At 58.8% G+C, this 24267-nt stretch carries 20 protein-coding genes and 3 pseudogenes; 9 read left to right on the forward strand and 14 right to left on the reverse strand.

The genetic code is table 11. From position 1 onward, the window contains the following. Positions 1–256: 256 nt before the first annotated feature. A complete protein-coding gene (locus tag FJ959_RS11530) occupies positions 257–4606 on the forward strand; it encodes a dsDNA nuclease domain-containing protein (RefSeq protein ID WP_140630235.1) in 4350 nt (1449 codons plus the stop codon). After that, positions 4594–6063, forward strand: coding sequence for a hypothetical protein (locus FJ959_RS11535; protein WP_140630237.1), 1470 nt, complete (start codon positions 4594–4596; stop codon positions 6061–6063). The genes FJ959_RS11530 and FJ959_RS11535 overlap by 13 nt, the downstream gene beginning before the upstream one ends. 216 nt (positions 6064–6279) lie before the next feature. Here FJ959_RS11535 and FJ959_RS32160 read toward each other — a convergent pair. After that, a pseudogene (locus FJ959_RS32160) lies at positions 6280–6548 on the reverse strand (tyrosine-type recombinase/integrase); the annotation flags it as partial. A gap of 230 nt (positions 6549–6778) precedes the next feature. On the opposite strand from FJ959_RS32160, the gene FJ959_RS11545 reads away from it, so the two are divergent. From FJ959_RS11545 to FJ959_RS11555, 3 genes are all read left to right on the forward strand, one after another. After that, positions 6779–6973 (forward strand): hypothetical protein, encoded by a 195-nt coding sequence (locus FJ959_RS11545; RefSeq protein ID WP_140630239.1) that lies wholly within the window; start codon positions 6779–6781, stop codon positions 6971–6973. Positions 6974–6989: 16 nt separating this feature from the next. Next, positions 6990–8288 carry a dGTP triphosphohydrolase gene (gene dgt / locus FJ959_RS11550; protein WP_281405965.1) on the forward strand — a complete coding sequence of 433 codons (1299 nt, stop codon included), beginning with the start codon at positions 6990–6992 and terminating at the stop codon, positions 8286–8288. 381 nt (positions 8289–8669) lie between these two features. Continuing rightward, complete coding sequence (locus FJ959_RS11555; RefSeq protein ID WP_140630241.1) at positions 8670–9050, forward strand: hypothetical protein; 381 nt, start codon at positions 8670–8672, stop codon at positions 9048–9050. A gap of 231 nt (positions 9051–9281) precedes the next feature. Here the strand turns inward: FJ959_RS11555 and FJ959_RS11560 are convergent, their stop codons facing one another. Together FJ959_RS11560 and FJ959_RS11565 are read right to left on the reverse strand one after the other, a co-directional pair. Further along, positions 9282–11000 (reverse strand): recombinase family protein, encoded by a 1719-nt coding sequence (locus tag FJ959_RS11560; RefSeq protein WP_140630244.1) that lies wholly within the window; start codon positions 10998–11000, stop codon positions 9282–9284. A gap of 365 nt (positions 11001–11365) precedes the next feature. After that, positions 11366–12103 (reverse strand): hypothetical protein, encoded by a 738-nt coding sequence (locus FJ959_RS11565; RefSeq protein ID WP_181171895.1) that lies wholly within the window; start codon positions 12101–12103, stop codon positions 11366–11368. Positions 12104–12224: 121 nt separating this feature from the next. Here FJ959_RS11565 and FJ959_RS11570 point away from each other — a divergent pair, with 121 nt between their 5' ends. Then, positions 12225–12476, forward strand: a complete 252-nt coding sequence (locus FJ959_RS11570) for a helix-turn-helix transcriptional regulator (protein ID WP_140581365.1) — start codon at positions 12225–12227, stop codon at positions 12474–12476. 77 nt (positions 12477–12553) lie between these two features. Here the strand turns inward: FJ959_RS11570 and FJ959_RS11575 are convergent, their stop codons facing one another. Further along, positions 12554–12757, reverse strand: coding sequence for an AlpA family phage regulatory protein (locus tag FJ959_RS11575; protein ID WP_140581367.1), 204 nt, complete (start codon positions 12755–12757; stop codon positions 12554–12556). Between the two features lie 131 nt (positions 12758–12888). Continuing rightward, positions 12889–15936: a Ti-type conjugative transfer relaxase TraA gene (gene traA / locus FJ959_RS11580; protein WP_140581368.1), complete on the reverse strand. Its 3048-nt coding sequence runs from the start codon at positions 15934–15936 to the stop codon at positions 12889–12891. Positions 15937–16107: 171 nt separating this feature from the next. Here traA and FJ959_RS11585 point away from each other — a divergent pair, with 171 nt between their 5' ends. The 3 genes from FJ959_RS11585 (at position 16108) to FJ959_RS11595 (ending at position 17588) form a co-directional block, all read left to right on the forward strand. Further along, entirely contained in the window at positions 16108–16434 is a 327-nt protein-coding gene (locus FJ959_RS11585; RefSeq protein WP_181171907.1) for a conjugal transfer protein TraD, read from the forward strand. Position 16435: 1 nt separating this feature from the next. Then, a complete protein-coding gene (locus tag FJ959_RS11590) occupies positions 16436–16684 on the forward strand; it encodes a conjugal transfer protein TraD (protein WP_140581370.1) in 249 nt (82 codons plus the stop codon). A gap of 373 nt (positions 16685–17057) precedes the next feature. Continuing rightward, positions 17058–17588, forward strand: a complete 531-nt coding sequence (locus FJ959_RS11595; protein ID WP_140581372.1) for a MucR family transcriptional regulator — start codon at positions 17058–17060, stop codon at positions 17586–17588. 88 nt (positions 17589–17676) lie between these two features. Here FJ959_RS11595 and FJ959_RS11600 read toward each other — a convergent pair. From FJ959_RS11600 to FJ959_RS11640, 9 genes and pseudogenes are all read right to left on the reverse strand, one after another. Then, a pseudogene (locus tag FJ959_RS11600) lies at positions 17677–17989 on the reverse strand (DUF736 domain-containing protein). Positions 17990–18162: 173 nt separating this feature from the next. Continuing rightward, positions 18163–18631: pseudogene (locus tag FJ959_RS11605) on the reverse strand (SulP family inorganic anion transporter); the annotation flags it as partial. Positions 18632–18645: 14 nt separating this feature from the next. Next, positions 18646–19458: a transglutaminase-like domain-containing protein gene (locus FJ959_RS11610; RefSeq protein ID WP_140581374.1), complete on the reverse strand. Its 813-nt coding sequence runs from the start codon at positions 19456–19458 to the stop codon at positions 18646–18648. A gap of 2 nt (positions 19459–19460) precedes the next feature. Further along, entirely contained in the window at positions 19461–20528 is a 1068-nt protein-coding gene (locus FJ959_RS11615) for a VPGUxxT family thioredoxin-like (seleno)protein, type 2 (RefSeq protein ID WP_210239508.1), read from the reverse strand. A gap of 12 nt (positions 20529–20540) precedes the next feature. Next, positions 20541–21008 carry a DUF3788 domain-containing protein gene (locus FJ959_RS11620; protein WP_140581375.1) on the reverse strand — a complete coding sequence of 156 codons (468 nt, stop codon included), beginning with the start codon at positions 21006–21008 and terminating at the stop codon, positions 20541–20543. A 15-nt stretch (positions 21009–21023) separates the two neighbouring features. After that, a complete protein-coding gene (locus FJ959_RS11625; RefSeq protein WP_140581377.1) occupies positions 21024–21770 on the reverse strand; it encodes an NAD(P)H-dependent oxidoreductase in 747 nt (248 codons plus the stop codon). Positions 21771–21813: 43 nt separating this feature from the next. Further along, a complete protein-coding gene (locus FJ959_RS11630) occupies positions 21814–22359 on the reverse strand; it encodes a carboxymuconolactone decarboxylase family protein (protein WP_140630247.1) in 546 nt (181 codons plus the stop codon). Between the two features lie 34 nt (positions 22360–22393). Beyond that, entirely contained in the window at positions 22394–23101 is a 708-nt protein-coding gene (locus tag FJ959_RS11635) for a nitroreductase family protein (protein ID WP_140581381.1), read from the reverse strand. 113 nt (positions 23102–23214) lie between these two features. Then, positions 23215–24186 carry an AraC family transcriptional regulator gene (locus FJ959_RS11640; RefSeq protein ID WP_140581384.1) on the reverse strand — a complete coding sequence of 324 codons (972 nt, stop codon included), beginning with the start codon at positions 24184–24186 and terminating at the stop codon, positions 23215–23217. Between the last annotated feature and the right edge of the window lie 81 nt (positions 24187–24267).

Raw genomic sequence — 24267 nt, forward strand, 5'->3', positions numbered from 1 at the left:
TGGCTGGGGTGCGCTTTGATGCTGCGCGGCGAACGCTGGTGAAGGTCACGGCGATGGATCACAAGAAAAGAGACCCATCATTGAAAAGCTGTTGGAATGATGGCGAGGGGCCTAGCACTATCGCTCTGATTGCATTTGGATAATTTGTACCGGCCTAAAAACACACGGCCGGATTGGGGCCGGCGCCGTCGAACTCAATGCGGGAAACGCGCCGCCTAGCGTTGCCATAGAGATCCTGGCGGAGAAGACTGCGGCCTTGGCAAACACTACGATCAAACCAACAACGATCACCCGCGTGGGCTATGAGTATCAAGACCTCGTAGGGATCGAGGCGATAATTCGCTTCTATCGGGACCCCAAATCTTACAGTTGGGTTGAGCTTGAGGCTGACAAGACAGATAGCTCGCTGGATGATGTCGTCGTGGCTCGCAGCGATGGATCACTGGAATACTACCAAGTTAAATTTACGGTGGACCAGATCGACTATCCACTCACCTGGGATTGGTTACTCAAGAAGAAACCCCGAGGGACCTCGCTTCTCCGCAAGTGGGCCAGTTCTCTGAAGAACGTGGCCAAGCAAGGTTCTATCCATACTGCGAGCCTTAGAACCAATCGCATCCCTGATGCTGATGTTGCCGCATGCCTGAAAGGTACTCTGCTATCGCTCGACCTCGTTCCCAGGGACACAAGGCTAAAGCTTGAGAAGGAGTGCGGTGGTCGAGAAGCAGCATTGGCGTTCTTCGGGAAGTTCGAGTTTGTTCACAGCGCGCGGAATTTCGACGCGTACGAAAGCCACCTTCGTGACCAACTTGTGCCGACCGACTTGGAAGCGAGCGGTTGGCTCTATCTTCGGGAACGTGTCAGGCGATGGACAACGCGGCGTAAGGAGCCGAAGCCAGCGGGACGAATCCTTTACGAGCACCTCACTCAAGTCATCTCGCGGGGACGTCCCGAGCCCATCCGACAGGACTTCCGCATTCCCACAGGCTATTCTGTTCCGTCGACCACCTTCCATGCCGATTTTTCGAGACGGATCAGCGATCGGAAAACGCCAGTCTCAATCGTTTGGGGTACGCCGGGCCGTGGGAAAAGCACCTACCTGAGCTACCTAACTGACGTGCTTCGCAAATCAGGGTTACCGGTCATTCGGCACCACTACTTTCTAGCGGATGACGATCCTACAACTGATCGAATGTCCTTCGTCGCTATTGCGGGTTCCCTCATCAACCAGCTCTTCATTCTCTACCCAGAGGCGACCAGAGGAAGCGGCGACGAGTACGACAAGCTTCAACATATCGTCTCGGGGGCCGCCCAACATTTCAAGGCCCAGTCGAAGCGACTGTACATCGTCATGGACGGGTTGGACCATGTCTGGCGCGACACCGCCAAGACCGACCAACTGAACCACATCTTCAATGCTCTCTTGCCGCTCGCGGACAACGTGAGCTTGATAGTCGGGACCCAACGGGTGCCCGACAATCAGCTCCCCAACAGGCTCGTCCGCAAGGCGAAGCTGTCAGACTGGATCGAAATCCCAGCCATGGACGAGGTCGCCGTTCATACCTGGGTGAAGGCCCAGGATGCCGCTGGTAGGGTCATGGTCAAGGGCCACAATCGGGGAGATCGACGCGAGGAGCAAGTGTCTGAGATCGCTTCCAGTTTCTATTCGATATCACAGGGCCACCCGCTGCACTTAATCTATGCGTTTGAGAGCGTTACCCGAAACGGTGCGCCCATTTCGAGTGAGGACGTAGACCGGATCCCGCCGTGTCCCGATGGTGACATCCGGAGCTACTATGGAGGATTGTGGACCGGGCTTAAGCCCGCAGCGCGAGATACACTTCACATGCTAGCCGGCTCCGACTTCCACTGGCCCAGCTCGGGGATTCGTCAATGCGCCGGCGGCTATGAGGAAATCGACTTTCTGCTCGAGCCGAGAGAGTCTGGCATGGTGCCGTTTCATTCGAGCATCTTCGCCTACGTTCGCGAGAGATCTGATCATGCGGATGCATATCAGGCCCTGTTGCCGCGAGTTACAAGTTGGCTCGAAACGGCAGCGCCCGCGTTCTGGCGATGGGGTTGGCTCTGGCTCAGCAAAGCAAAACAGGGACAGTACGAAGACCTTATGCGAGGAGCAACCCGCGCCTGGGCTATCGAGTCGCTCGCAGATGGATGGCCTGACCACCAAATTGTAGCGATTTTGCGGGTGGCGGAACGCAAGGCCTTTGATGACGGTGATCTGCCGAAGACTGTTGAACTGAGGTTGCTCAAGACGCGCGCGCTAAACGGCGCGGAATTTCAAGTCTCGGACAGCGCATCATTTGTTGCGGCAGCCATTCAGGCTTCCTCGAACTGGCAGCAACTGCGGAACCTCGCGGACAACATACAGAATCTCAATCGAAACGAGGTTTCGCTTCTCCCCGCGATAGCGCCGCCCGACCTGAGGGAGGAGCTGGGCGCTGCCGCATTGCGGGAGCTAGCCAGGCGCATCAACGTATGGATCGAGCTGCGACACAAATCTGAACAGGACTTCATTGCCTTGGCACGGCTCTTCCTCAAGGCGGCGGCATATGTCGGTGGAGACTCGGTCGGACAAGCATTGAGGTTCGTTCTGGGATTTCGAGAACCCGAAGAACTGGTTCGGTTTTTTGTTGAATGGCTTGGGAACGCTGACAATCTTGACGGACTGATCTTCGTGCACGGCAGGCTTCAGGCAAAGAAATGGAAGGACGTTCGTCGCGCTATATTCGATGAGATCGTGCGAACCTGCTGCGTCATCGGAGCGGACTTGACCGCGCTTTTGCCTGCGCCGGACGAAGCAATAGCGCCGCTGTCTGCGTGTTGGTTTCGCCTGCAACGGCCGACCATTTCTCACGAGATGCTTCTTCCGGTTGCTGCATCGAATCTATTTAGCGACGACCATAGATTTGGACGAGACCCCGGTCTTGAGGCCTTCTTCGTAAATGTGTTCTTCTCCGCCCTTGCGACTTCGCTAATAGCAGAAGGTGATTATTCGTCCCTGTACCCTGGCGTGCCCCGCGACGACATCGGATGGATGCGTCTCGCGATCGACACGCTCGAAAATACCGCAACGCAGGTCTCGCGTGGGGAACTCTACGGCTTTTCTGCTCCATGGCTCGGTGCGGCGGACGTGGCCGAGCTCAAGCACGGGCCGAACACTGAGAGCGAGTATTTACTCTACGTGAGTTTCAGGCGAGCACTTCTCAAGATTGCGCTCGATCTCCACCTTATCTCAGCGGACGGCTCGACCTCCAACGTGAGTGTCGCAGCGCTCGAGATTGCGCGCGCATCGGTCCATTGGTCGGACGAAATATGGCTAGCGGAGAACGTAGAAAACCAAAAAGCGATTCTTGACGCCACCGGTGCGGCGACGCTTGTGAAGGAGGTTGCGGATAAAGAGGCGGCTACAGTCACCCAGTTTCACGAACGATGTGACCGATGGGTCGAACTGGCCCGGTTTTGCGACCTTTACGGGTTGGCTGGCAGCCGCCAGTTCATGGTGCGGGCATCAGATTGCCTTCTTGGGTACGGATACCACAAGGATTTATGGGCGATCGACGTTCTCGATGCCGTCAGGGAAGTCCATCAAGCCGGCGCCCGTACAGCTCTCCCGTTCCTCAAGGACCTCGTACCGATTATCGACGAGATTACCGAGTTCACCGATGGCGATGAAACGGACCACGTCCGCTCGGAAATGATAGAGGTTGTGGCGCAAACCTACCCCGATCGAATGCCTCAGTTCTTTCGTCACTATCTCCACAATGACGAGTGGCGATATGCCGATGAGACGTTGCAGCAATTCACGCACGTGCAGGGATTTGAGTCGGAGTTCGAGCGCGCATTGCCTGACACATATCTCGATCATAAGACGCTATATCAACTCGAAAAGGAAACTGCGAGAAGTTCAGCGGCTGCATCGATTCATGCCGCTCAAATAGTGTTTCTCGGCGGCAAGCCCGAGGACCGTCACGAACGGCAAGGAACAGCTAGGAAAAAGCCGCGCAAGCCCCGCCGGGATCCAACCAAACTGGGATCATCCGATTTTTCGGCGTTGGTAAAAGTCGTGTCAGGCAATTTTCCCTACGAGCACCGCAAGGAATTCATGGGCGACTGGCTTCGGCATTGGACGGATGCCGGCGAAGGCAAGCGGGCACTCGCATCTATCGAGGCCTATTTCGCAATCGGAGGACCTACATTTCAGGCAGATGACATTCTGGATGATGCCTTCCTGGCAAGTCTGCGCCTTGAGGGGAAAGCTAAGGCCTATCGCTGGCTGGTAAAAGGCCACATCTTGCGAAGCGGATGGGCAAGCTACTACCACTCGGAAGAGGAGGTCATGAACCGACTGAAGCTTGCGGCAAAGCACTATGCCGCAAAGTGGCTCGATTACATTCGCGATACCGCTGGACCAGCGACGGGGTGGAGGCGTCGTGAGAGCTTCTCAATCGGCCTGCGGCACTTGGTTCGATTCCTGATCCTTGTGGGTCAAGAGGATGTAGCAGCCAATGTGACCGAGACGTTGGTTCGGGTCCTAAAGCAGGAAGTGAGTGATCTGCCCTGGTTGGACGCGCCATGGCTCCAGTGACAACCGACACTTCGGAACCTGCGCTTTCATTGCTTATGGATCGGCTTAGCTGGCCAGTGAAGATGGTCAGGTGGCGGACGGCAAAGGCAATCAGGACACTTCTGGAACAGGAGCCGACGCGGGAGAAGGCAACGCGAGCGCTTCTTGACTGGATGGCGGCGCGCGATCTTGAATCGGAGGTCTGCTCAGTGCTCTCGTTGCTGACTGTCGTAAATGAGGAGGCGAAACCCGATCTCCGCGACGTCGCTCCCTGTGTGAAACGGCCATCTATCCTGTCGGACATACTGCTTGAAGTGGCCTATGGCTGGAGCCTGGGGGGATGGGATGAGGGTCTACGCCCCGATGCACCCGAATATTTCGAGCCGAGCCAATATTTTGAGCAGCACAAGACGGCGCATGTCCCGCCAATTCTTCTGAACAGCCTCTCAAAACTCGAGGCCAAGTCCGGTAAGCCGTTCAAGCGGCAATGGGCATACGAATGGCACGTGCTGCGCGAAGAAACCGGCATTCTTTTTACCCAGTATCCCTACTATTTCGGTGACTTTGCTCTAGCTCGGTCCGGAATTCACGGTCAGTTTCTGCAGCGACAGTCGGAGCTGTACCGATCCGCCTACCTTCGGGTATTTGCACACGCCGTCGCGGCGTGGGATATGCCCGTTCGATCGGCTACGGCGTACTGCCTTGAAGTGCTTCCGGCTGTGCCCGGCTTGTTTGAGGTGGAACCTCAGGCTCGGCCTAAATGGGTGTCCGATTTCCCGGCGAAACTCCACGACCCCAGCGCTGACTTCCAAAAACTTGGACGTGCGCTTGTCAAAGCGGGCGTGTCGAGGTCCCGGGTTGCTGTCTCGCTAGACGTTCCCTTGCCAAAAGAGATTGCCGAATTTGGGGCAGTCTCCGCTACCGCGTTCCTCTGTTCGGCAGACTTCGAGCCGGCCGAGGATTTTGACCCCTTCCTGCCCGAGACACTTGTTTTTTCTCATGACGTTGGACTGGGAGACGACATCCGTTTTCGAAACTTCGAGGACGTTCGCGTTGACGGGAAAGTCGGATGGTGCGCTCCTGTGAGCACGCACCTGATACCGATGCCGTCCGGTCTTTGGCACGATGAATACCTTGGCGCTGGGATGGCAATACCCGCGGCTTACTGCTTCGACTCGACACCGCGGCTCTCAGCAGACGATCGGGGATTGGCCTTGTCCATCGGCAAGGATCTCGTTGCGACCACCTCATTCTGGCACGATGACTGGACGCCGCTCGCGCCCAAGAAGGGGGCGACGCGAATCGGCGTAGTATCTTGTATCAACCGGCGGCTTCTTAAGAAGACACTTCAACGCTTTGAGGCTCGCCTGGGGTGGTTCTTACGGCTTTCAGCGTTGGAAGGAGAACGCATCTACGGTGATCTCAAGCCTCGCGAACGGCTAACATTCTTTCTCGATACCAACGAGGTAGGGCCTTAACTGGCTGGCACCTCGCGCTATCAGGAAGGCACACGTGCCATAAGTCGCCGCCTTCCAATTTGTAAAATCGAATCTAGCGTCCCACTTTGTCCATAAGCACCCGCAATTCGGGCTGAGGCGCGACTCAGAAAGTTCGAAAAGCCTCCAGGAACCTCAGCCAAACACTTGCAAGGACTTAGCAGAAACTTGGCCTCGCAAGGCAAATCCGTGTCGCGTTTATGTCGCGTCGGCGGCCGACATGAGTATTCGCTCGGCTGCCGCCAGGACGTCGGCGTCGTTCGTGTTGGGGAAAAGGTGGCCATATGCGTCCATCGTCATAGTGATGTATGAATGTCCCATGCGCTCCTGCACTACCTGGGCGGAAGCCCTAGGCCGCCATGCTGCTGCTCGTTGATGCACCACGATGCGAAGAAGTGCCTCAACGAATGCATGCCGGTATATTTGGCCTCCTGAATTGGAGCGCCCTGCCCGTCTTTCTTGCTGGTGTCGATCGAGCGCATCACCACTCTTTCCCAGGCGGAGTATGACGCTCTGTCACCTCCCGAGCGGGCAACGCTCTATCTGATGATGGGCTGATGACTGCCTGGCTCGCCTTCACGCTTTCCGCGGGTGTCGTGCTGGCCCTGGCTTAGCCCTTGAGGTCGCCTTAGGAACGGGTATGGATTGTAAACCGTTAGTTGATATGACAAAGTTCAGGCACGAGGGAGAACGATCAATGGCGGACATGACTCAGCTCAAAGCCGATCTGCTCGAAACCGCACGTAACGGCATTGGCGCGCGAAAGCTGACGGCCGAACTCATGGCTAAGGGTTATCAGAGGCGAGACATCCAAAGAGCGCTTCAACTGTGCCTTGAGCGAGGACAATTGCGGCTAGGCTCGGAGATGCAGCTCGTTAGGGAAGCTGCGTAACTTGCCAATATGGTCGGTGCAGGATCGGCAGGATCGGCGCCATAACATCTCCAAAGGCGATCAGCGCCGCGATTTCGAGAGAGATCGCGACCGGATTATGTACTCTTCGGCTTTCCAGAGGCTGGCCGGGATAACACAGATAGTACGCGCTGGCGAGGCAGACGTCTTTCACACCCGCCAACAACATACGTTTAAGGTGGCCCAAGTTGGTAAGCGCATAGCGCAATACTGCCAGCAAAAGTTCGGCCCCGCCTGCGATGAGCTAGGAATCGATCCCGAGGTCGTAGACGCGGCCGGTTTGGCTCATGATCTGGGACATCCTCCGTTCGGGCACGCGGGCGAGAGTACCTTGGACAAGCTGGTAACCGAAGCCGGTGATAAGGAAGGGTTCGAGGGCAACGCTCAGACCTTTCACATAATAGCGATGCTTGGCGTCAGATATGAGAGTTGTTCAGGCTTGGATTTGACACGGGCCACGATGGCGGCATGCATGAAATATCCTTGGTTCAGGGAGATCGGGAACCCGGATCGCGAGAAGAAGTGGGGTGCCTATAAGTGCGATCAAGCAGACTTTGATTTCGCCCGAGCATTCCATCCTGAAGGCGTGCAAACCGCCGAAGCAGCGTTAATGGATTGGGCCGACGACATCGCCTATTCCGTACACGATCTGGAGGAATTTCATCGCTGTAGAGCGATTCCGTGGGAGACCATCTTTGGCGACGATGGCGAAGAACTGATAGGGAAGACCCTACGAAACTGGCATGGGGCGCCAGCTCGTGCAGAGGAGCGCCTCAAGGTAGCGTTCACCCGCTTGGAGGACGTCCTTACAGGCATTGGGCAAGTCCGCGAGCGTCCCTACGAAGGCAGCCGCGCTCAGCGAATCGCTTTGCGCAATATGACCTCGCATCTCATAACGCGATATCTTGAAGCCGTAACCCTTCGGCCATCAGATGGCACTTCCGGCGTCATCATCGATCCCGATCGAGAGGCGGAAGTGAAGCTCCTAAAGCAGATCGCCCGCCAATATATCATCTCGTCACCTGCACTTTTGGCACAGCAGCACGGTCAGGGACTGCTAATTCGAGATCTATTCGATTGCTTCCATGTGTCGAAAGAAGTCGAACTGGAAAAACTCAAGGTTTTCCCCCCTAAATTTCTTCCAAGCCGCCTTTCTTACGTCCAGGACTTCGAAATTTCGCGGGCTCGCTTTGCAGCAGACTGTGTGGCTAGCCTTACTGAAGGTGAGGTAATGAAATTGCACGCTCGGCTTTTCGGACGGGAAGCTGGTTCCGTCCTTGATCCGATAGTGCGTTGAACGGGCAGCGAAAGATAACCAGCCCGCAATTCGGCTGGAGACGCTAGACAGAAAGTTCGAGAAGCTTCCAGGAACCCAGGTGAGCCAAATGCCCGCGGGTACTTGGCCTCCGCGAGTGCCTATCCCTCGCCTTGGCTTCATAGCCTAGGTTTGTAGCGCTCTTGACTGCCTGACTGGGCCGGATAAACTCCATGTCGTGCCTTGAGAGAAGCGGCCCTGGGCATCTTGGCGAAGCCGCGTGATAACCGACGATGGGGGAGCCCGTACGTCGTAGACAACGAGCAGCACGGCTGCCCAACAAAACTCTTTGAACACATCAACTGGCCCGCTGACCTGCTCATGCACGTCTGCGGCCGAACGAACACGTTTGGAGATGGAGTCATGCGGATACAGAGTGGCTATTGGTGGGCGATTAGCATTCGGCAGGAGGATGATCGGCCCGAGATCATCGACGTAGGTTCTTATTCCTTTGGCCAAATGGCCAATCGCGTTGGGGATGCCGATCCATTCGACTTGATAGAATTCGAGCTACTGCAATGGCTTGATTCCAGCCTCTGGCCAACAGAGGTCGCCGTCGATCCGTCTAGAATTCGCGAGGGCTATTGGTGGGCGCTTGACCCGGCAGAGAACGCATATCAGATCGTCTTGGTGGGCAAAGATAGAGCAGTTCGAACCTTCAATGGCGATTTCGATAGCTGTCTGGACGAGTTCGAATTTCTGATGCCTCTGGATCTCATCCCCACGGCTCGCGCCGATCACTAGGGCCTGTCGCCGTCACGCTGGCTGCTTGCGCGTCACCCCGAACCCTGGTCATGTCGCCTCCTGATCCGTTGCGCGATACGCTCCATGGCCAACCTTGATGAGTGGCCCCTCGTTACCCATTCGGATGAGATAGCAACGAGCTGAACGCTATCTGAATCCCTTGATATCAGCACCTCCACTCGGTTGAAGCAAAACGAGATCTAATCGCATAGACTCACCGCGAATGGTGCGTTAGCAGACGATTTCAACAACAGCGCTGTATTGGCGGTAGCCCTCTCCCGCTACCACTTCAAACCCACTATCGTACGTAATGGCGGCAATGTGGCGGCCGGCCAATGCGGTGTGCCTGTCGGTATACCGAGCGCTGGGGAATGCAGCCCCGCCAATAAGGGCGGAAAGCTTGCCCTTGACCTCAATCTCGAAGCCTTTTCGTGCAGGCTTGGGCTGCACCGTGACACTGTGAACAAGGCTCCGAAAGCTTTCGATGAGCGGGCCACGGTCATCGGCGGCAGTTGCGTGGTCAGCCAAGACCTTTGAAAGAGCATCGACGGTTTCGTTGTAACGCTGCAGGGTCGCTGGGTGGAGTGCGACGGTCGACGGTGGCTCATCGACATTCGAAAGTTGCGCCTCGATGTGAGAGAGCTGTGCCTTGAGTTCCGCAATACGTTGCTTTGCATCCTCTTCAGCAATGACGCTCCTGATCACCAGGTCGATCGTGCGCTGCCGTTCGCCTTCAATTCGATCTCGCTTGGTCTCCAGTGCTGTCCGAATTCCATTTCCCTGGGCAGCAAGCTGCCGACGCTCTTCATTGTATTTGCGGATGTAGGCTTCTATCAGGTCCGGCGCTTTCAGCTGTTCGCGCATGCCATCAAGGACCGCCTTCTCGATCTCGGGCAGATAAATGATGCGCCGGTTGGAACAGCTCCCGCTTTCACGAACTGCCGAGCACCGGATACGCGTCTTACCGGTCTTGTCACGATCGTGAACGGACATGCCCGATCCGCACACTCCGCAACGAAGCAGACCGGACAACAGGTGGGCCGGCCGACGCTTGTTATTAGTAGGCGCGTTCACCCTCGCGCCTTTGCGAGCCTGTGCCTTCTGCCAGATTTCGTCATCGACAATTCGCAAATGCGCAACCTCTTTCGTCTGCCACTGGTCCTTCGGATTTGCCCTGGAGACGCGCTTTCCAGTATCCGGATTTTTCACCATCCGGACTTTGTTCCAGACGATTCTGCCGACATAGAGTTCGTTGAAGAGCAGTCCGACCCCACGTCGTGCATTTCCGTTGATGGTAGAACCGTTCCATCGCTTTCCCCGCGGTGGCATTATCCCATCCCGGTTGAGATCGCCTGCTAGATCTCTTGGAGTTCGACCGGTGACATAGGCGGCAAAAATGCGCCGGACGACTTCAGCCTCCTCTTTGACAATCTCCAGTTCGCCTGGGCGGCCCAAGATAGGTCGATAGCCATAGGCGCGGCCTCCCGCGTGACGTCCGTCACGGACGACTCCGGCCATACCCCTACGCACTTTTTTGGCGCCATCCTCCCTCTGCATCTGACCGACAAGTCCACGAATACCTATGAGAACTGCATCGGCAATCCCGTCATGAACAGCCTGGATTTGGATGCCGAGAAAAGAGAGCCGTTTGTAAATGCCCGCGAGGTCCGCCATGTCCCGCGACAGACGATCGAGCGCCTCGACGACCAGGATATCAAACGCATTCTGGCTTGCCGCCTCCATCAAACGCATCAGGGCGTCGCGACCCAATACCGAAGCACCGGAGCGCGCCTTGTCCTCGAAGACGGCAATGACATCGAGGCCGTTGCGATCTGCATATGCACGGCACAGCGCAATCTGGTCCTCGGTGGACTTTTCGTTTTGCAGCTCTGTCGAAAAGCGTGCGTAGACGGCGGCCCGCCTCGTCTGTCGGAACCCTTCTTCTGGCACTGATCTGCATCAAACTCGGAATGTCGGTTGTCCGCAACTCCGATTGAAATGAGATGATCGCGCCTGGCATCAGCAACGGCAAGCGCTTCGACGAACTTAACCATAGCTCTGCGAAGTTCCCCCGCCGTCGCCGCTGGGGTGGTTCCGTGGGGCAATCCACCATTGTATTTGTCTTTTGCAGCCGTCACGAAGGCCAGGATCACGATGACTACAGGCAATAAAAGGGGCCCACTCCTTCGATCGTGCAATTGAGACCCTGCAGGATAGAAATCGGATAGGTGCCAGACTAACGAAGTCTCGCGAGAGTCCTCGCAACACGGTTGGGAACCTTATGACTGTGAACTGGGATGCGTAGGCGAGCCTTGTCATGCCTCGGTCCCATCGTCGCCACGCGCAAAAGCAAAGCCGCCCTCTCCGGGCCTTCGGCAATGTTGCTGCTGACCAATTTCTTCGGGAAACACTTGCTCGGGCATTGCCTCCTTGGCGATCCGAACAAGGTCGTCGCGCGCCGAACGAATCTGCGGCCAGGGAAACTCACTGCTGCCCTCCGAAGGTTCCCCTTCCGTCAACGCGGCATCAAGCTTAGCCGCCACGCCGGCAAGTGAGGCCGCGGGGGTTCTGGACAACAGCTCGAGCAGTTCCTCCGCTCGGTCGGCAGCCTCGCCTTCGGCGAGCAACATCGCTGAATAGCCCATCTCCCTATCGGCCGCATCCCAGCGCGCTTGATGAGCGGCCAAATCGGTCTCAGCCTTCGCGCGGTTTGCAACTTCCTTAGGAGAAGGATTGGGCAGCGCTTCGGCTTCGACGGAATGCAGCGTTACGCCGTCCCTGTCGTGCAGCCGGATGGTCGAACAAGGCAATTCGACCGTTGCGACAAGCTTGCTCTCCATGCTCTGCTGCAGGCGGCACAGTTGTTCAGTCTTCTGTTGGGCAGCCTGCCATTTGCGCCAAGCTGCAACCGCAGGGTCAGCGGATTGGCCTACTTTCAGATCGTCGCGTCTGAATGCTGTTGGCTGCCATCCCGCAATCGCAATTGCTGTTCCCCCAAGTAGGCTCCTCCGCGTGACGAGAGACAAAGTCGTGGTATTGTCGGAATCAGCCATGATCCGAGCTCCAAACAGCTTGGGTTGTGGTCAGGCCGCACTAGGTGTAGCGAGCACCTGTGCGGCCGCACAGTCTCCGTCACTTATGTCACTTTTTGTGACTTTTAACAAGATTAATGTCATGAAAAAGGACATATTGCCCCAGCAGCTCCGCGCGGCTCGGGCCTTGATTGACTGGACAAGAGAGGACCTGGCGAACGCATCGGGCCTGACCGTTCGTACGCTTGCCAGAATTGAGAGCTCTCAAACGACCCCTAGACCGGCTACACTTGAAGCGTTAACCGCAGCATTGGAAGCAGCGGGGATCGAATTCATTTCACAGAATGGAGGAGGACCTGGCGTCCGACTTGCCCGTCGACTGGACGGCAACTGACGCAAGCGATCATTCTGAGTGCGATGGGACTCTTCCTAAGCGATCGTTTGTCGAGATCGGAAGATCCTGACTTTCAGTCAGACCTGACGCTCCGCTCGCCATGCAGTCGGATTGCCCACCCATCTATTGATATCGGATTCGCGCCAGCCCGCCCCGTTGATGCTTATCTTGATCTGAGCTGGGAACGTGCCTTCGGCGATCTTGCGATAGACGGTCGAGCGGGACAGGCCGGTCCGGGCAAGGACGGTTTTAAGGCGAATGATACGATCCGGTTCGGGCATGACTGCGTTGCCTTTCGCTGACTGCAATTGACACCTGCTGGGACCAGACAGGACGGAACGAATGCTGGACGCAATCAGGTTTGTCGCTTCAGCCGTCTGCGGCGTGAAAACGGCGGCAAATCGGAGGGGTGTCAGAGCCCAAGGCTCCGCCCCTTACCGATGCCATGGCTGAATGCCAGTTCCGCACCAAGGCGCCGGCCGGAATCGATGTTGATGCCAAGCTCGCGCTTGCGGTTGGCGAGAAGAGATTCCAATTGCGGATCGCGTTCGAGGCTCTTGGCCATGTCGGACATGGCCGACCGCGTGGACCTGTAGCCGGACATGTCGCCGGCCTGATATTGCTCCCGTCCCGTCCGATCGAGCTTTTGCCAACGTTCCACGAACCGGTCGGCGCGGCGGCTGGGATCGATGTCCATCCCGGTACGGATTTCCGTTTCAAGCTGCAGAGCAAGCACGATGCGGCTGACGCGGCCGGCGCCCGCCTCGCGGACAAGCTCGGGATTTTTCACATAAGCCGCTTCGGCATCGCGCCAGCCATACGGCCGCACCTTCTCGAAAGCGCTACGGGCATCTCTCAGTTCGCGCATCTGCTCGGGATTACCTTGGCCATTCGCGTTTCCACTGCTGAGGATCGCATCGATCGCTCGCGCGTGACGCACAAGCGCCTTCGTGCGAGCGCTGCGCAACGCTGCTTCGGGGCTCACCGCCGCATCCGCGTAGCGCTGCGCTCCCCTGACCGAAACATCTCTTTCAGGCGCCGCGCCGCCGTCTGCGCTTAACGCCCCAACATTCTCCCTTTCCGGCCCGCGCCCACGGTCCTGGCCGGGCTCGGCGTCTGCGGGCGAGCGCAATCCATCCAGCAACTCGCCGATCCTGTCGCGCAGTTTCTCCGGAACGAGACGACGCACGATCTCAACCACACGCTCGCGGAAGGTGATGCCGCGCCGCTCGGCATAGCTCTGCGCTGGGTCGATCCGCTCGTAGTCCGACGCCATGTCCTTAGCGCGGTCGCGTGACAGCGTGCGGACAAGCCGCTCGCGGGTCGCGAAGTCACAGCCGCTATAATGCAGGTCCATCCCGTCTCGATGACGCGATAGAGCCACATAGCTGCCATGCGCATCCATGCCTGGCGTCGCCAAGACATGGGTGCGGTCGACCGTCATGCCTTGCGCCTTGTGAATGGTCGCGGCATAGCCGTGGTCGATATGGGCATAGTCCTTCATGTCAAAGCGCACCGACCTGCCATCATCGGTGCGCACGGTCATGCTCTGTGAGCTGACCTCTTCGATCACGCCGAGCGTGCCGTTCTTGACGCCGAGGCCACGCTCGTTGCGTAGGAACATGACGCGATCGCCCTTGGCGAAGTTTCTTGGGCCATGTTCGACAGTCACCTGAACCTCGTCGCCGAGATCGCCGGCAATGCGCATGCGCTCGCGCGCTGCTTGGTTCAGCGCGCGCACCTGGTCGTTTGTGTGGGTGAGGATGATCCGGCTGGCCTCTGGATGCGCCTGCCTGTCGCGATCCCAGCGCTCGACGAGTTCACCTCGCGCTTCCTCGCGCGTTGCAGCCTGATGCACCATGCCTTGCGCGTCGTAAGCGCTGATCGCGGCACCGATCCTGCCGGTTGCCAGATCGCGCGTGGCATCGCGCTGCCAGTCCTCGCGCTGCCGCCGCACCTGACCAATTTCGACGCCGCCGTGTCGCTCGTGGAGAGAGCGGAATGCAGCGCCGGCTTCGATTGCCTGTAGCTGCTGTGGATCGCCGACGAGGACAACTTTTGCGCCAACGTCCGCCGCATGGGAAAGCACGCGCTCCAACTGGCGCGTGCCGACCATGCCGGCTTCGTCGATCACCAGGACATCACGCGCGGTGAGCAGATCACGGTCCTGTCCCCAGCTGTGCTCCATACTGGCGATGGTGCGTGACGGGATGCCTGAACCGCCTTCCAGATTCTCGGCGGCAATACCAGAGAGTGCGGCGCCTTTGACCTCGTAGCCCGCCGCTGCCCATGCCTGGCGCGCAACGCCCAGCATGGCGCTCTTGCCCGTGCCCGCAAAACCGACAATGACACCAAGACCGCGACCATCGGTGATATGCGCAAGCGCATCGATCTGCTCGCCCGAAAGGAAAAGCCCGCGTTGCGCAGCCCGCGCCAGCGCTGCCTCGCGATGTGCGTTGCTCACCGCGTGTCGCTCGTCGAAATCGATACGCTCTGCCGCGCGGTGAAGGCGCTGTTCGCTCTCGATCATCTGCCTTGTGGTGAAACGGTCTTCGCCGCGTCCGTCCTTGCCGAGTTCGACCAGATCGGGCGCGTTGCCGATCGCGCTCATCACCTGGTTGAACTGCTCGATGCCATCGCTGTGGCGATGCGAGAACTTCGCGATGTCCTTTCGGGTGAAGGTCGATTGCTGATGCGTGATGGCATCGAGCGCCACGGATGGATCGGCAATGATGCGCCCGCCATTGTTGCGCGCGATCTCGCGATGCAGTTCGGCGCGATCTGCTTCAATGTCGCCAGCAGCAAGGCCATTGCCCCCGATGCGTTGAGCCGGAGCGCCGATCTGGGTCTGCGGCTCCAGGGCAATGCCCTGCGCTTCCAGACTGCGATGATCGATGCGGGCGTCGATGTCGCGTTCGGCAAGGCATTCGTTGGCCAGCTCCGCCCATCGCTCGCGCCAGCGTTCGACCAGCTGGGTAGCATTCCAGTCTCGAACCTTGGCACCAAAACCGTTCTCGTCCACGGACCGCATGGTCAGCATGACATGAGCATGCGGCTTGAGACTGCCATCCTCCGCCCTGTCCCAATGCACGTTGAGATCGGCGACCATGCCCCGGCTGACAAACTCCGCCCGAACGAAGTCGCGCGCCAGTTCGATGCCTTGCGCCTTGCTTAGCTCGCGCGGCAGGGCAAATTCCACTTCGCGGGCAAGCTGCGCATCCTTGCGCATCTCGAAGGCCTCGACATCGTTCCACAGCCGTTCGCGGTCGCGCCAGGCCTCCGGTGCATCCTCAGGCAACATCACCTCGGAATGGACGACACCGCGCTTGGCCGAGAAGTCGTGGCTGCGTTCGATGCGCTCGTCGCGTAACCTCGCGGCCGAGCGGTAAGCAGCAGATGCTACAGCGCTGCTCCCAGCCTTGCGGCCAATGACTTTGACATGAAGATGAAAGATCGCCATCGCGACCAGATCATTTGCACGTCAAACCGCACGTCGGCACGACGTATAAGCGCGCCCTCCCTCGAAAAAATCTCGGGATGGACCAGCCCGTCCCGGGCTGTCTCGGCAACCCTGAAGCCTTCCGGCACACGCTCGCCTATCATGGCCGCATCGACATCGATGGAGACAGCCATGCGCAAACCACGGGATTTCGACGCGGAACTGAAGGTACTGGAAGACAAGGCGCGGGAACTCAAAACGCGAAAGGTGCAGCAGCTTGGCGAGCTGGTGATCGCCACCGGCGCCGATCAACTCAGCAGCGACGAACTGGCTGGTGCACTGGTCGCAATTGCCGAGACGAAAGACACCTCAAAGCGTGAGGCATGGGCCAAGCGTGGAGTAATGTTTTTCGAAAATAGGTCCCGGCGAACTGCTTTGGCATCTGAGCGCAACCCACGCAGCGCTCAAGCGCAACCGGGCAGCTCACAATCGCCGGCAAGCGGCTCTGGCTCGCAATGACATGCGCACCTGGCAGATCGAGCGCCGCAAGCGCACGCGGCAGCTCATCGAACTTGGCGGTCTCGTCGTCAAGGCAGGCATTGTCGAGCTCACCAATGACGATCGCGCCATCATCTACGGCGCGCTGCTCTGGATGGCGGACAAACTGCAAAGCCATGAAGGCGAGCAAGCGCGGGGTCTGTGGGCCGCGAAGGGAAAGCTGGCGTTTGCATCAGAATGGCATGAAGACCAAATGGCCAAGCGAACATAGCGGTGGTCAGCAAGCGGCGGACGATCCAAGCCACCCATTAAGTCACACTGGGCCAACAATCACTTCGGCCTGAACGGGGTATTACGCACGGTCGAGCGGAGCTGATGGCAACTATTGCTGCGGTTGGCAGCTTTGCGAGCCGGCAGCCCTGCTCTGCACAGGCGGCAATGGCGGGGAAGCGAGGGGAAGTTCCTCGCTTCCCAACCGATCGAAAAGGGTATCCGCAGTCGATCAGAATGATCAAAGCGAAGCTTACTCTTATAATGTTGCGCAAAAGACGTGGATTTTACAACGAGATGTACTATTTGCCTCGGCGGCGGGACGGGGAAATCAAATATCACTCAATTCGTCCGATACAACTAGAGGAACTTATATGACCACTGCTCTCGAACAAGACGGTCAACTGGATACCGTGTCGATAGCGGCCGACATCGTCGCCGCCTATGTGTCGAACAATCCACTGCCGGTCGGCGAGTTGCCGAAGTTGATCGGCGATATCCATGCCGCTCTGAAAGGCATCGGCACGCCGGCGACGGAACCTGTGACCAAGCAGGAACCGGCGATATCGATCAGGAAGTCGGTGACGCCGGACTTCATTATCTGTCTGGAAGACGGAAAAAAATTCAAATCGCTGAAACGCCATATCGGAGTCCACTACAATCTGAGCCCAGACGAATACCGGCAGAAATGGAACCTGCCCTCCGACTATCCGATGGTGGCGCCGAATTACGCCGCCACGCGTTCGGCCTTGGCGAAGGCATCAGGGCTCGGGCGCAAGGCGGCGCCCACTCCTGCCGCGGCGGAAAAACCAAAACGGCCTGCTCGTGCGGCAGCAGCGACGACGACTGCGGCAGCCATCAAGTCGCCGCTGAAGAAGACACGCAAGGCACCAGCCAAAACCTAGCGCGCTGCACCTGGCGGACGTGCCAGGCTGTGTAGGACCAGAACATAGCGCAGCCCCGCCTTGCGTCGGGGCTTCGTGTTAAGTCGGATCACTCTGCGGAGCGGCGGGACCAGATGAGCGAGAAGTCGCCCTCGGTGTCGGTCTCGACCAGGCTCGCATAGATCGGAGCGGGGAAGCTGGGATCGTCGAGCTTGACGGAGTGGTAGTCGCGACCCTCGCGCGAGGTCTTCTTCCATGCCGCCCCGAACTCGGTGGCGCCGGCGAAGATGCGGTAGTCGGGACCCTTTTCATTTTCGCCATCGGCCGGAGAGAGCGTCACCGTCTTGACGTTGAGATTGAGGGTCTTGACCGAGCCGGAGAAGCCGTTTGGCGGTGCGGGAGAAAGTGCCGATCGTAGCCATTGTGGTAGTTCCTTCTGGTTACTCGGGCCGCGCCCATCGCAGCCTCGATGGTGGTCGTGAGACCGGAGACGATCGGTCCGCACCCCTGAAGGGGCTGAAACGAAGTGAAAGACGGCGGCGCGAGGCTTTCTTGGATCGCGAGGAATGGACGCGCAGCGGACAGAAGATTGCCGTCCGGTGCAGAAGTTGGCGACACCCTGGCCGACGCACTCGCGATTCTTGTCGCTCCTTGTGTCGGTCATCTGATCGACGATGGATGCGGTAAGCAGGCTTTCCAGCAGCGACGCCGACTGAGTAGGGAAAGATGATCCACAGCGTCTCCAGTGTGTAGAGCACGTTGGGGATGAGGAATGTCGGCAGGCTCGATGGCAGCTCGCCCAGATCACCGACCGTGCGGACATCAAGTCCGAGCGTCAGGGACGCGACGGTCAGAACCACGATGCAGACCAGAGGAGACGGCACGGCCTTGGTGAGCCGGGGGCAGAGGTAAATGATCGCCAGCCCGGCAGCAATCATGGCGTAGCTCTCCCACGACTTGCCAATCAGTTCCGGCATCTGCGCCATGAAGATGAGGATGGCGAGTGCGTTGACGAAGCCCGTGAGAACGGAGCGCGAGACGAAGCGCATGACGTAGCCAAGCCGAGGGGCGACGCGCTTTATCGCGGGACAGGTTTGGCTGACCCAAGCGCTTTAAAGGCCTTCAGGATTCGATCGCGCGTATACTTATCGGGCGCCACTTCCGACATCGCGAACAGGCTTTCCCTGGCAGATGCAACATCGTTGAGCGCCGATTGTAGCCGCGCCAGATTTTCCCACGCATCGAGCACTCCCGGCGCGATTTGAGTGATCCGCCGATAGAGCTCCATGGCCCGAAGGGGCTTGTTGTCGTTTGCCGCACGAATCGCTTGATTGTTCAGCAAGCGGGCCAGCACGTCACGATTGCTCATCCGCGCGACACTGAGTGCGGAAGCGCCGCCTTCCTCACCGAGGCACGCCCGGCAGATCGCCGCGACCGCGTCTTGCGACACCGGGTTGCCACCCGAAAAGGGGTCGATCACCACAGGGCTCTTGTCACCAATCTGGACAAGGACGTGACCCGGCAGATTAAGCACATAGGCGCTCCATCCAGCCTTGCGCGCCATGGCAACGTACAGGATCGACAACGCAATCGGCAGACCACGTTTGCGGTCGAGCAGCCGGATGAAGTCGGCATTGATCGGGGCATCATAGGTTTCGGTATCGCCGACAAACCCAAACTCGCCATTGAGTACCCTCGACAACACGGCGGCACGTTCTCTCACGAGAAGTGCGCTGCGCCCTTCCTGGCACACCCGATCCTCGATCTCTTCGAGCTTTTCGAGATACGGCGCGATGTCCGTGTGCTCATGATCAAGGTGGCTCAGCGCAAGCGACGCCAAGTCGAGAAGAATGTCCTCATCCTCGATCAGGCCGATGGAGGCAACGTCCATGATCACGCCCCTTTGCCGATAGAACCGAGCTGCGCCACCAGCGACGGCCAACTCCGACGTATATCCTCGCGATAGACTTCATCCTCGCTCGCGCGCGGCAGATGCGGATCGGCGAGCCAGGCGCTCTGCTGCGGGCTGAGCATATTCGCAAGCGGTTCGCGATAAGGCGCAGCCCGGTTGATCCTCGAACGCTGGGCCGGCGTTAAAGGTAGATGACGAACCGCGTTCTTACGCAGATAGAACTGCGGTTCGCGATCCGATTCGAAGCGGCCGCTTTCGACGACGTCGAAGCCTTCCGCAGTTGCAAAGGCATCCAGACCGGCGCGAGAGATTTCGCGCGGATCGAACTGCACCTGTACGACTTCCTCGCCGTCGACCCAACCGGCATCGGTCGTGATTACCGCCGGGTGCTGGGCAAGGCTCGTTTCGCCAGACCAGAAGCACGGTGTTGCGTATGTTGCACGCTTGCTGAGGCCGTATTCGACCAGAAGGTCACGCCCGAGAAGGCGGAAATAGCCGGGGACATCCTCGCCAAGCCTCTCGAGCACGGCGACGATCTTTTCGTGCAGACCCAAGGCATCGTAGCGATCTGCCAGTTTCGGCAGGAGCTCGGCTCCGTCGGGTCCGAGAAACCGGACGACAGGATTATTCCAGGACGGTTCGTCGTATCGCCGCAGGACTTCGGCATCGGAGCCCGGATGGTTGTTGAAGATCGCCACCGGCACGAACCGGTCGGCGATCAGTTCTACCATCAACGGATGCGTCAGCACATCCTGGCCAAACCGCACGCACGTCGAACAGCCGGGCACTTCCTGGAAAAGCAGCAGGACAGGCTTGCCCTGTTCGGCCGCAAGCGCCAGGGCGCGGTCATGATCGCGCAGCCACGTGACATCGCCAAGCTCACGATGCTCGCGAAAGGAAATTCCATCTTTCTGCATGGCGCTAATATGGTGTCTCCGGTTCGCAAAACAATGACGATTGCGGCTGGGTCCGTTCGCATCGATTGCTGTGTGATGTCGGCACGAACACGGCTCGGATACCTCAGAACCACCGAGACGACAGTCCGGCATTTTTTGTGACCCTTAACCTCGCGACGGCGGCGGGCGCTTCATGATCAGAAGCTCCTTCGCATCATGCAAATCATCCTTCGACGAGATGGCAATCGTCAGCCATTTCCCGTCTATGTATGTTTTCGCTTCATCGTAGAGTTTCACCAATTGCGGACGCCAGACGTAACGCCGCTCCTCGAATTTCTCTCGTTCTGCTCCCCCCATGACGACCAAAGCCGAAAACCGGCGGTATTCCGGAATCAAGGTGCAGAACGCCCTGGTCTTCTTGAAGCGCAGGGACCAACCGCGGTTCTTGCCACCGTAGAGCCAGTCCGGCGCGAACACCCCAGGGTAGGATTCGTCGATCCAGTTCCGCAGCTCGGCCCAACGCTTGAACGGATCTGGTCCGATCCATTCGCGGACGACTTTGTCATCGGGCGGCGCCGATTTGCCGGTGATCCTGTCACCGATTTGGGGAAGCGGACCGGTAGGTAAACTCATCGGGAGACCTCGTGTTCACAGACCGGCGGCGGCCGGAAGGTTGTCGCATGGTCGTGCCAGGAGGTTGCGACGCGCCGCCAAGGTGTTCTTGGCGATACTTTCCGGAGCGGCAGGGCACCGCGAAATCACTGCAGGCGAACCGACACCTGGAAGCTCTCGCACGACCGTCAGGTCAAGCGCTGCCAAAGTCTTCTTCCTCGCAAGTCCCGCCTTGTCCCCATCAAGAAAGGCGGTGGCCTCTAGCGGGAGGAATTGCAGGCTTTGCAGCCCGATGGAGTTCAGCGCCAGCGTCAGATACGGCGTGAGAAAATCCGGCTGGTTGGCTCGCTCGCCGGTGAAGACGCCGCCGGAAGCGACGCCGATGAACACCGGACGATCCCTGAGCATTCCCACCTTTCCGGCCGGCGTCGACTTCATCGTGCGATCGACGCGCAGGACCTGATCGATCCAGGCCTTGAGGACCGAGGGAAGGGTGAAATTGTGCATCGGCGTTCCGATGACGATCACATCGGCCGCTTCGACTTCTCGAATGAGTGTTTCGGAAAGATCCAGAGAACCCTGCAGCGGGGCCGCCAATGTGACCGGCGACGACAGGGTGACTGCGTAATCCGCCTCGGCGTGAGGCAGGGGTTGCGCTCCCACATCACGCCGCGTGATGGTCGCCCCGGACGCAACCTCGAGAAGCATTTCGACCATCGCCGCCGAAAGCTTGCGGCTATGCGATTCCTGTCTCGGACTGACATCGATATGGAGAATGTTCATGTGATTGTTCCGATGGCTTCACGAGGTGGCGAGAAGACAGGGCTCAGATCGAGCCAGCCGGTGCGACCCCAGGGAAGTCCTTGTCGTGATCGAAGACGTTGTTGAAGAAGTTCGTCAGGGAGTACATGGCGACCAGCGCGACGATCTCGATGATGTTCGCGTCGGTGTAGCCAACCTCGCGGACAGCATTCAGATCGGCGTCACCAACATGCCCTCGGGTCTCGATGACCTTGCGCGCGAACTGCACGGCGGCGTCCCGCTTCGGGTCGTTGGCGTGACCCTTTCGGGCGAGGATGATGTCCTCGGCCGACAGCTTGGCCATGTGTTCGGCCGTAAAGCTGTGAACCGTCAGGCAATAATTGCAGCCGTTCAGCTCGGAGACCGCGAGGCCGATGCTGTCGCGTGTCTTCACATCCAGCGCCTTGCTCAGGGATCCGAGTAGTGTCGCCCATGAGTTAAATGCAATGGGGCTCTGGGCGAACGCCGCCATCATGTTTGGGGTGAACCCGATGTTCTTGGTAAAGGCATCGAGAGTGGGTTTCGAGTCAGCCGGCACCTGGTCCGGCTTCAGAGCGACAGTTCTCGCCATCATAGGCTCCATAAGTTCTTGATTGTGTGGTTGATCATGCGAAGTCGAGAACGTCGGCCACCGGCATGCGCGGCTTCTGCGGCCAGTTGCCCGCTCTCTCCGGTCCCACGGTCAGCAACATCACCGGGATTTCATCCTCGGCGAGCTCGAACTCGCGATGCACAGGTTCGGCATCGAAGCCGATCATCGGCGTCGAGCCCCAGCCCAGCGAGCGGGCCGCATAGATGATCGCCGCAGCGCCGAAGGTGGCGGTGCGGACCGCCTCGTCGCGGTCCTGTTGCGGTTGATCGTCATAGATCCGGCGCGCGTCCCGTTCCCAATCCGGCACCATCTGCGCCTGCATGATGCCCGCTTCCACCACCGGCGCCAGGCGATCGGGGACGGTGCTGGCATCGGCCAACTTGCCGATGACGATGAAGGTCACGGCAGCGTCGGTGATCGCAGGCTGGTTCCAGGCGATCGGACGCAGCCGAGCCTTGGCTTCAGGCGACCGTACGGCGATGAAGCGCCAGTTCTGCAGATGAAAGGATGTCGGTGCGGACGTGCCGATGCGCACCAGCTGACGGATCTGATCGTCGGTCAGGGTCGCGGCAGGGTCGTAGTATTTAGTGGCACTACGGCTCAAAATGGTCTCGATTACGACGTTCGTCGCGAGAGCATTTTCGCTATTCCCGGTCTCAGAATCGGCGTCGCCAACGACGCGCGTTGCGGGTTTGGTGGCGGCGGTGTTGATGCAGTTCATTGGGGTAGCTCCCTCATCAAGTGATTACAAAGATCAATTTACGTGTGGCGGTGATTAGTTCGAGACTGGATTGGCTCAATAAGATGCGTTAAAGGATCAAAACATGCCCATGCTCAGCCGCCGCGCATCTGCTCGCCGGTGTGCGCCGCTCGACGCCATTCCCCCGGCGTCATCCCCATCCTCTCGGCAAATACGCGCCTGAATGCCGATACCGACTGATAGCCGACCGTCTCGGCCACTGCCTCGGTGCTGATGGAGGGCTTCTTCAACTCATTGGCTGCCAAGCTCATGCGGAGATCGGTCAACAGATCGAGGGCGGAGCAACCTAACCTGTCTTGAAAGTGCCGCATGAATGTGGCCCGCGACATGCCGCACATATCCGCCAGATCAGGCAGCTTCCAGGATCGCGCCGGATCGGAGAACATCGCCGCGATTGCTGGCGCCAGCCGCGGATGGCCGGCAAGAGCCAACAAGCCTTCGGGGGCTTCCTCGGCCTCGCTCGCCGAGCGCAATACCAGCGTGAACAGTGCCGAAGAAAGTGCGTTGAGAATGGCCCGTCCTCCCGCTCTGTCGCCCGCGGATTCCATTCGCATCAGCCTTACGAGACTCGCCAGTTGGTTGGAGGCAGAGCCGATGCCGTCTTCTCCATCACCGTTCATTGCCCGAGCGACGAGATCGGCGGGCATGTAGTTGCGGATCAGCCGATCGTGCGGCGGCCCAATGAAAAATCGCCCGCACAACAAATCCAGTTGCTCGCCCCGGCCGTCGTTCTTACTCAACGTCCATCCGGCAGAGCCAACGCTTTCGTGTGTACGGATTGGCGTTCCGCCGCTGCCGTCATGCAGTACGTGCGCCGCGCCGTGAGGGAGCAGCACGACATCTCCCCTCGCCAGCTCCCGCGCCGTTCTCGTCTCCGGATTCTCTAAAATGGCCCGGCCACTGACGATAACGTGGTAGGGAATTTCGTTCGCCGCAGATTGGCCCCAGGCTACGCGCCACGGCGCACCATACGCGCAGCGAACCTCGAGCTGCCCGGTCACGGTAATGATTTGCAAGAGACGGCTGAGCCAGTCCACTTCAGACATAAAACCTCGGCAACCTGAAACAGCGACGCTTCTTATCGAAACAGCCTTTTGGCTTTACCTCTCGGCCACATCTCCAAACCT

This window comes from Mesorhizobium sp. B2-2-4 (assembly GCF_006442375.1).
Lineage (GTDB): Bacteria > Pseudomonadota > Alphaproteobacteria > Rhizobiales > Rhizobiaceae > Mesorhizobium.

Excerpts from the sequence above, each read along its gene's own strand:
- FJ959_RS11535 (WP_140630237.1), top strand. The coding sequence starts at position 4,594 with ATGGCTCCAGTGACAACCGACACTTCGGAACCTGCGCTTTCATTGCTT.
- FJ959_RS11640 (WP_140581384.1), bottom strand. The coding sequence starts at position 24,186 with ATGTCTGAAGTGGACTGGCTCAGCCGTCTCTTGCAAATCATTACCGTG.
- FJ959_RS11575 (WP_140581367.1), bottom strand. The coding sequence starts at position 12,757 with ATGCCCGAACCGGATCGTATCATTCGCCTTAAAACCGTCCTTGCCCGG.
- FJ959_RS11620 (WP_140581375.1), bottom strand. The coding sequence starts at position 21,008 with ATGAGTTTACCTACCGGTCCGCTTCCCCAAATCGGTGACAGGATCACC.
- FJ959_RS11570 (WP_140581365.1), top strand. The coding sequence starts at position 12,225 with ATGAAAAAGGACATATTGCCCCAGCAGCTCCGCGCGGCTCGGGCCTTG.
- FJ959_RS11630 (WP_140630247.1), bottom strand. The coding sequence starts at position 22,359 with ATGGCGAGAACTGTCGCTCTGAAGCCGGACCAGGTGCCGGCTGACTCG.
- FJ959_RS11635 (WP_140581381.1), bottom strand. The coding sequence starts at position 23,101 with ATGAACTGCATCAACACCGCCGCCACCAAACCCGCAACGCGCGTCGTT.
- FJ959_RS11545 (WP_140630239.1), top strand. The coding sequence starts at position 6,779 with ATGGCGGACATGACTCAGCTCAAAGCCGATCTGCTCGAAACCGCACGT.
- FJ959_RS11555 (WP_140630241.1), top strand. The coding sequence starts at position 8,670 with ATGCGGATACAGAGTGGCTATTGGTGGGCGATTAGCATTCGGCAGGAG.
- FJ959_RS11615 (WP_210239508.1), bottom strand. The coding sequence starts at position 20,528 with ATGCCGGACTGTCGTCTCGGTGGTTCTGAGGTATCCGAGCCGTGTTCG.
- FJ959_RS11565 (WP_181171895.1), bottom strand. The coding sequence starts at position 12,103 with ATGGCTGATTCCGACAATACCACGACTTTGTCTCTCGTCACGCGGAGG.
- FJ959_RS11625 (WP_140581377.1), bottom strand. The coding sequence starts at position 21,770 with ATGAACATTCTCCATATCGATGTCAGTCCGAGACAGGAATCGCATAGC.
- traA (WP_140581368.1), bottom strand. The coding sequence starts at position 15,936 with ATGGCGATCTTTCATCTTCATGTCAAAGTCATTGGCCGCAAGGCTGGG.
- FJ959_RS11595 (WP_140581372.1), top strand. The coding sequence starts at position 17,058 with ATGACCACTGCTCTCGAACAAGACGGTCAACTGGATACCGTGTCGATA.
- FJ959_RS11610 (WP_140581374.1), bottom strand. The coding sequence starts at position 19,458 with ATGGACGTTGCCTCCATCGGCCTGATCGAGGATGAGGACATTCTTCTC.
- FJ959_RS11590 (WP_140581370.1), top strand. The coding sequence starts at position 16,436 with ATGCGCACCTGGCAGATCGAGCGCCGCAAGCGCACGCGGCAGCTCATC.
- FJ959_RS11585 (WP_181171907.1), top strand. The coding sequence starts at position 16,108 with ATGCGCAAACCACGGGATTTCGACGCGGAACTGAAGGTACTGGAAGAC.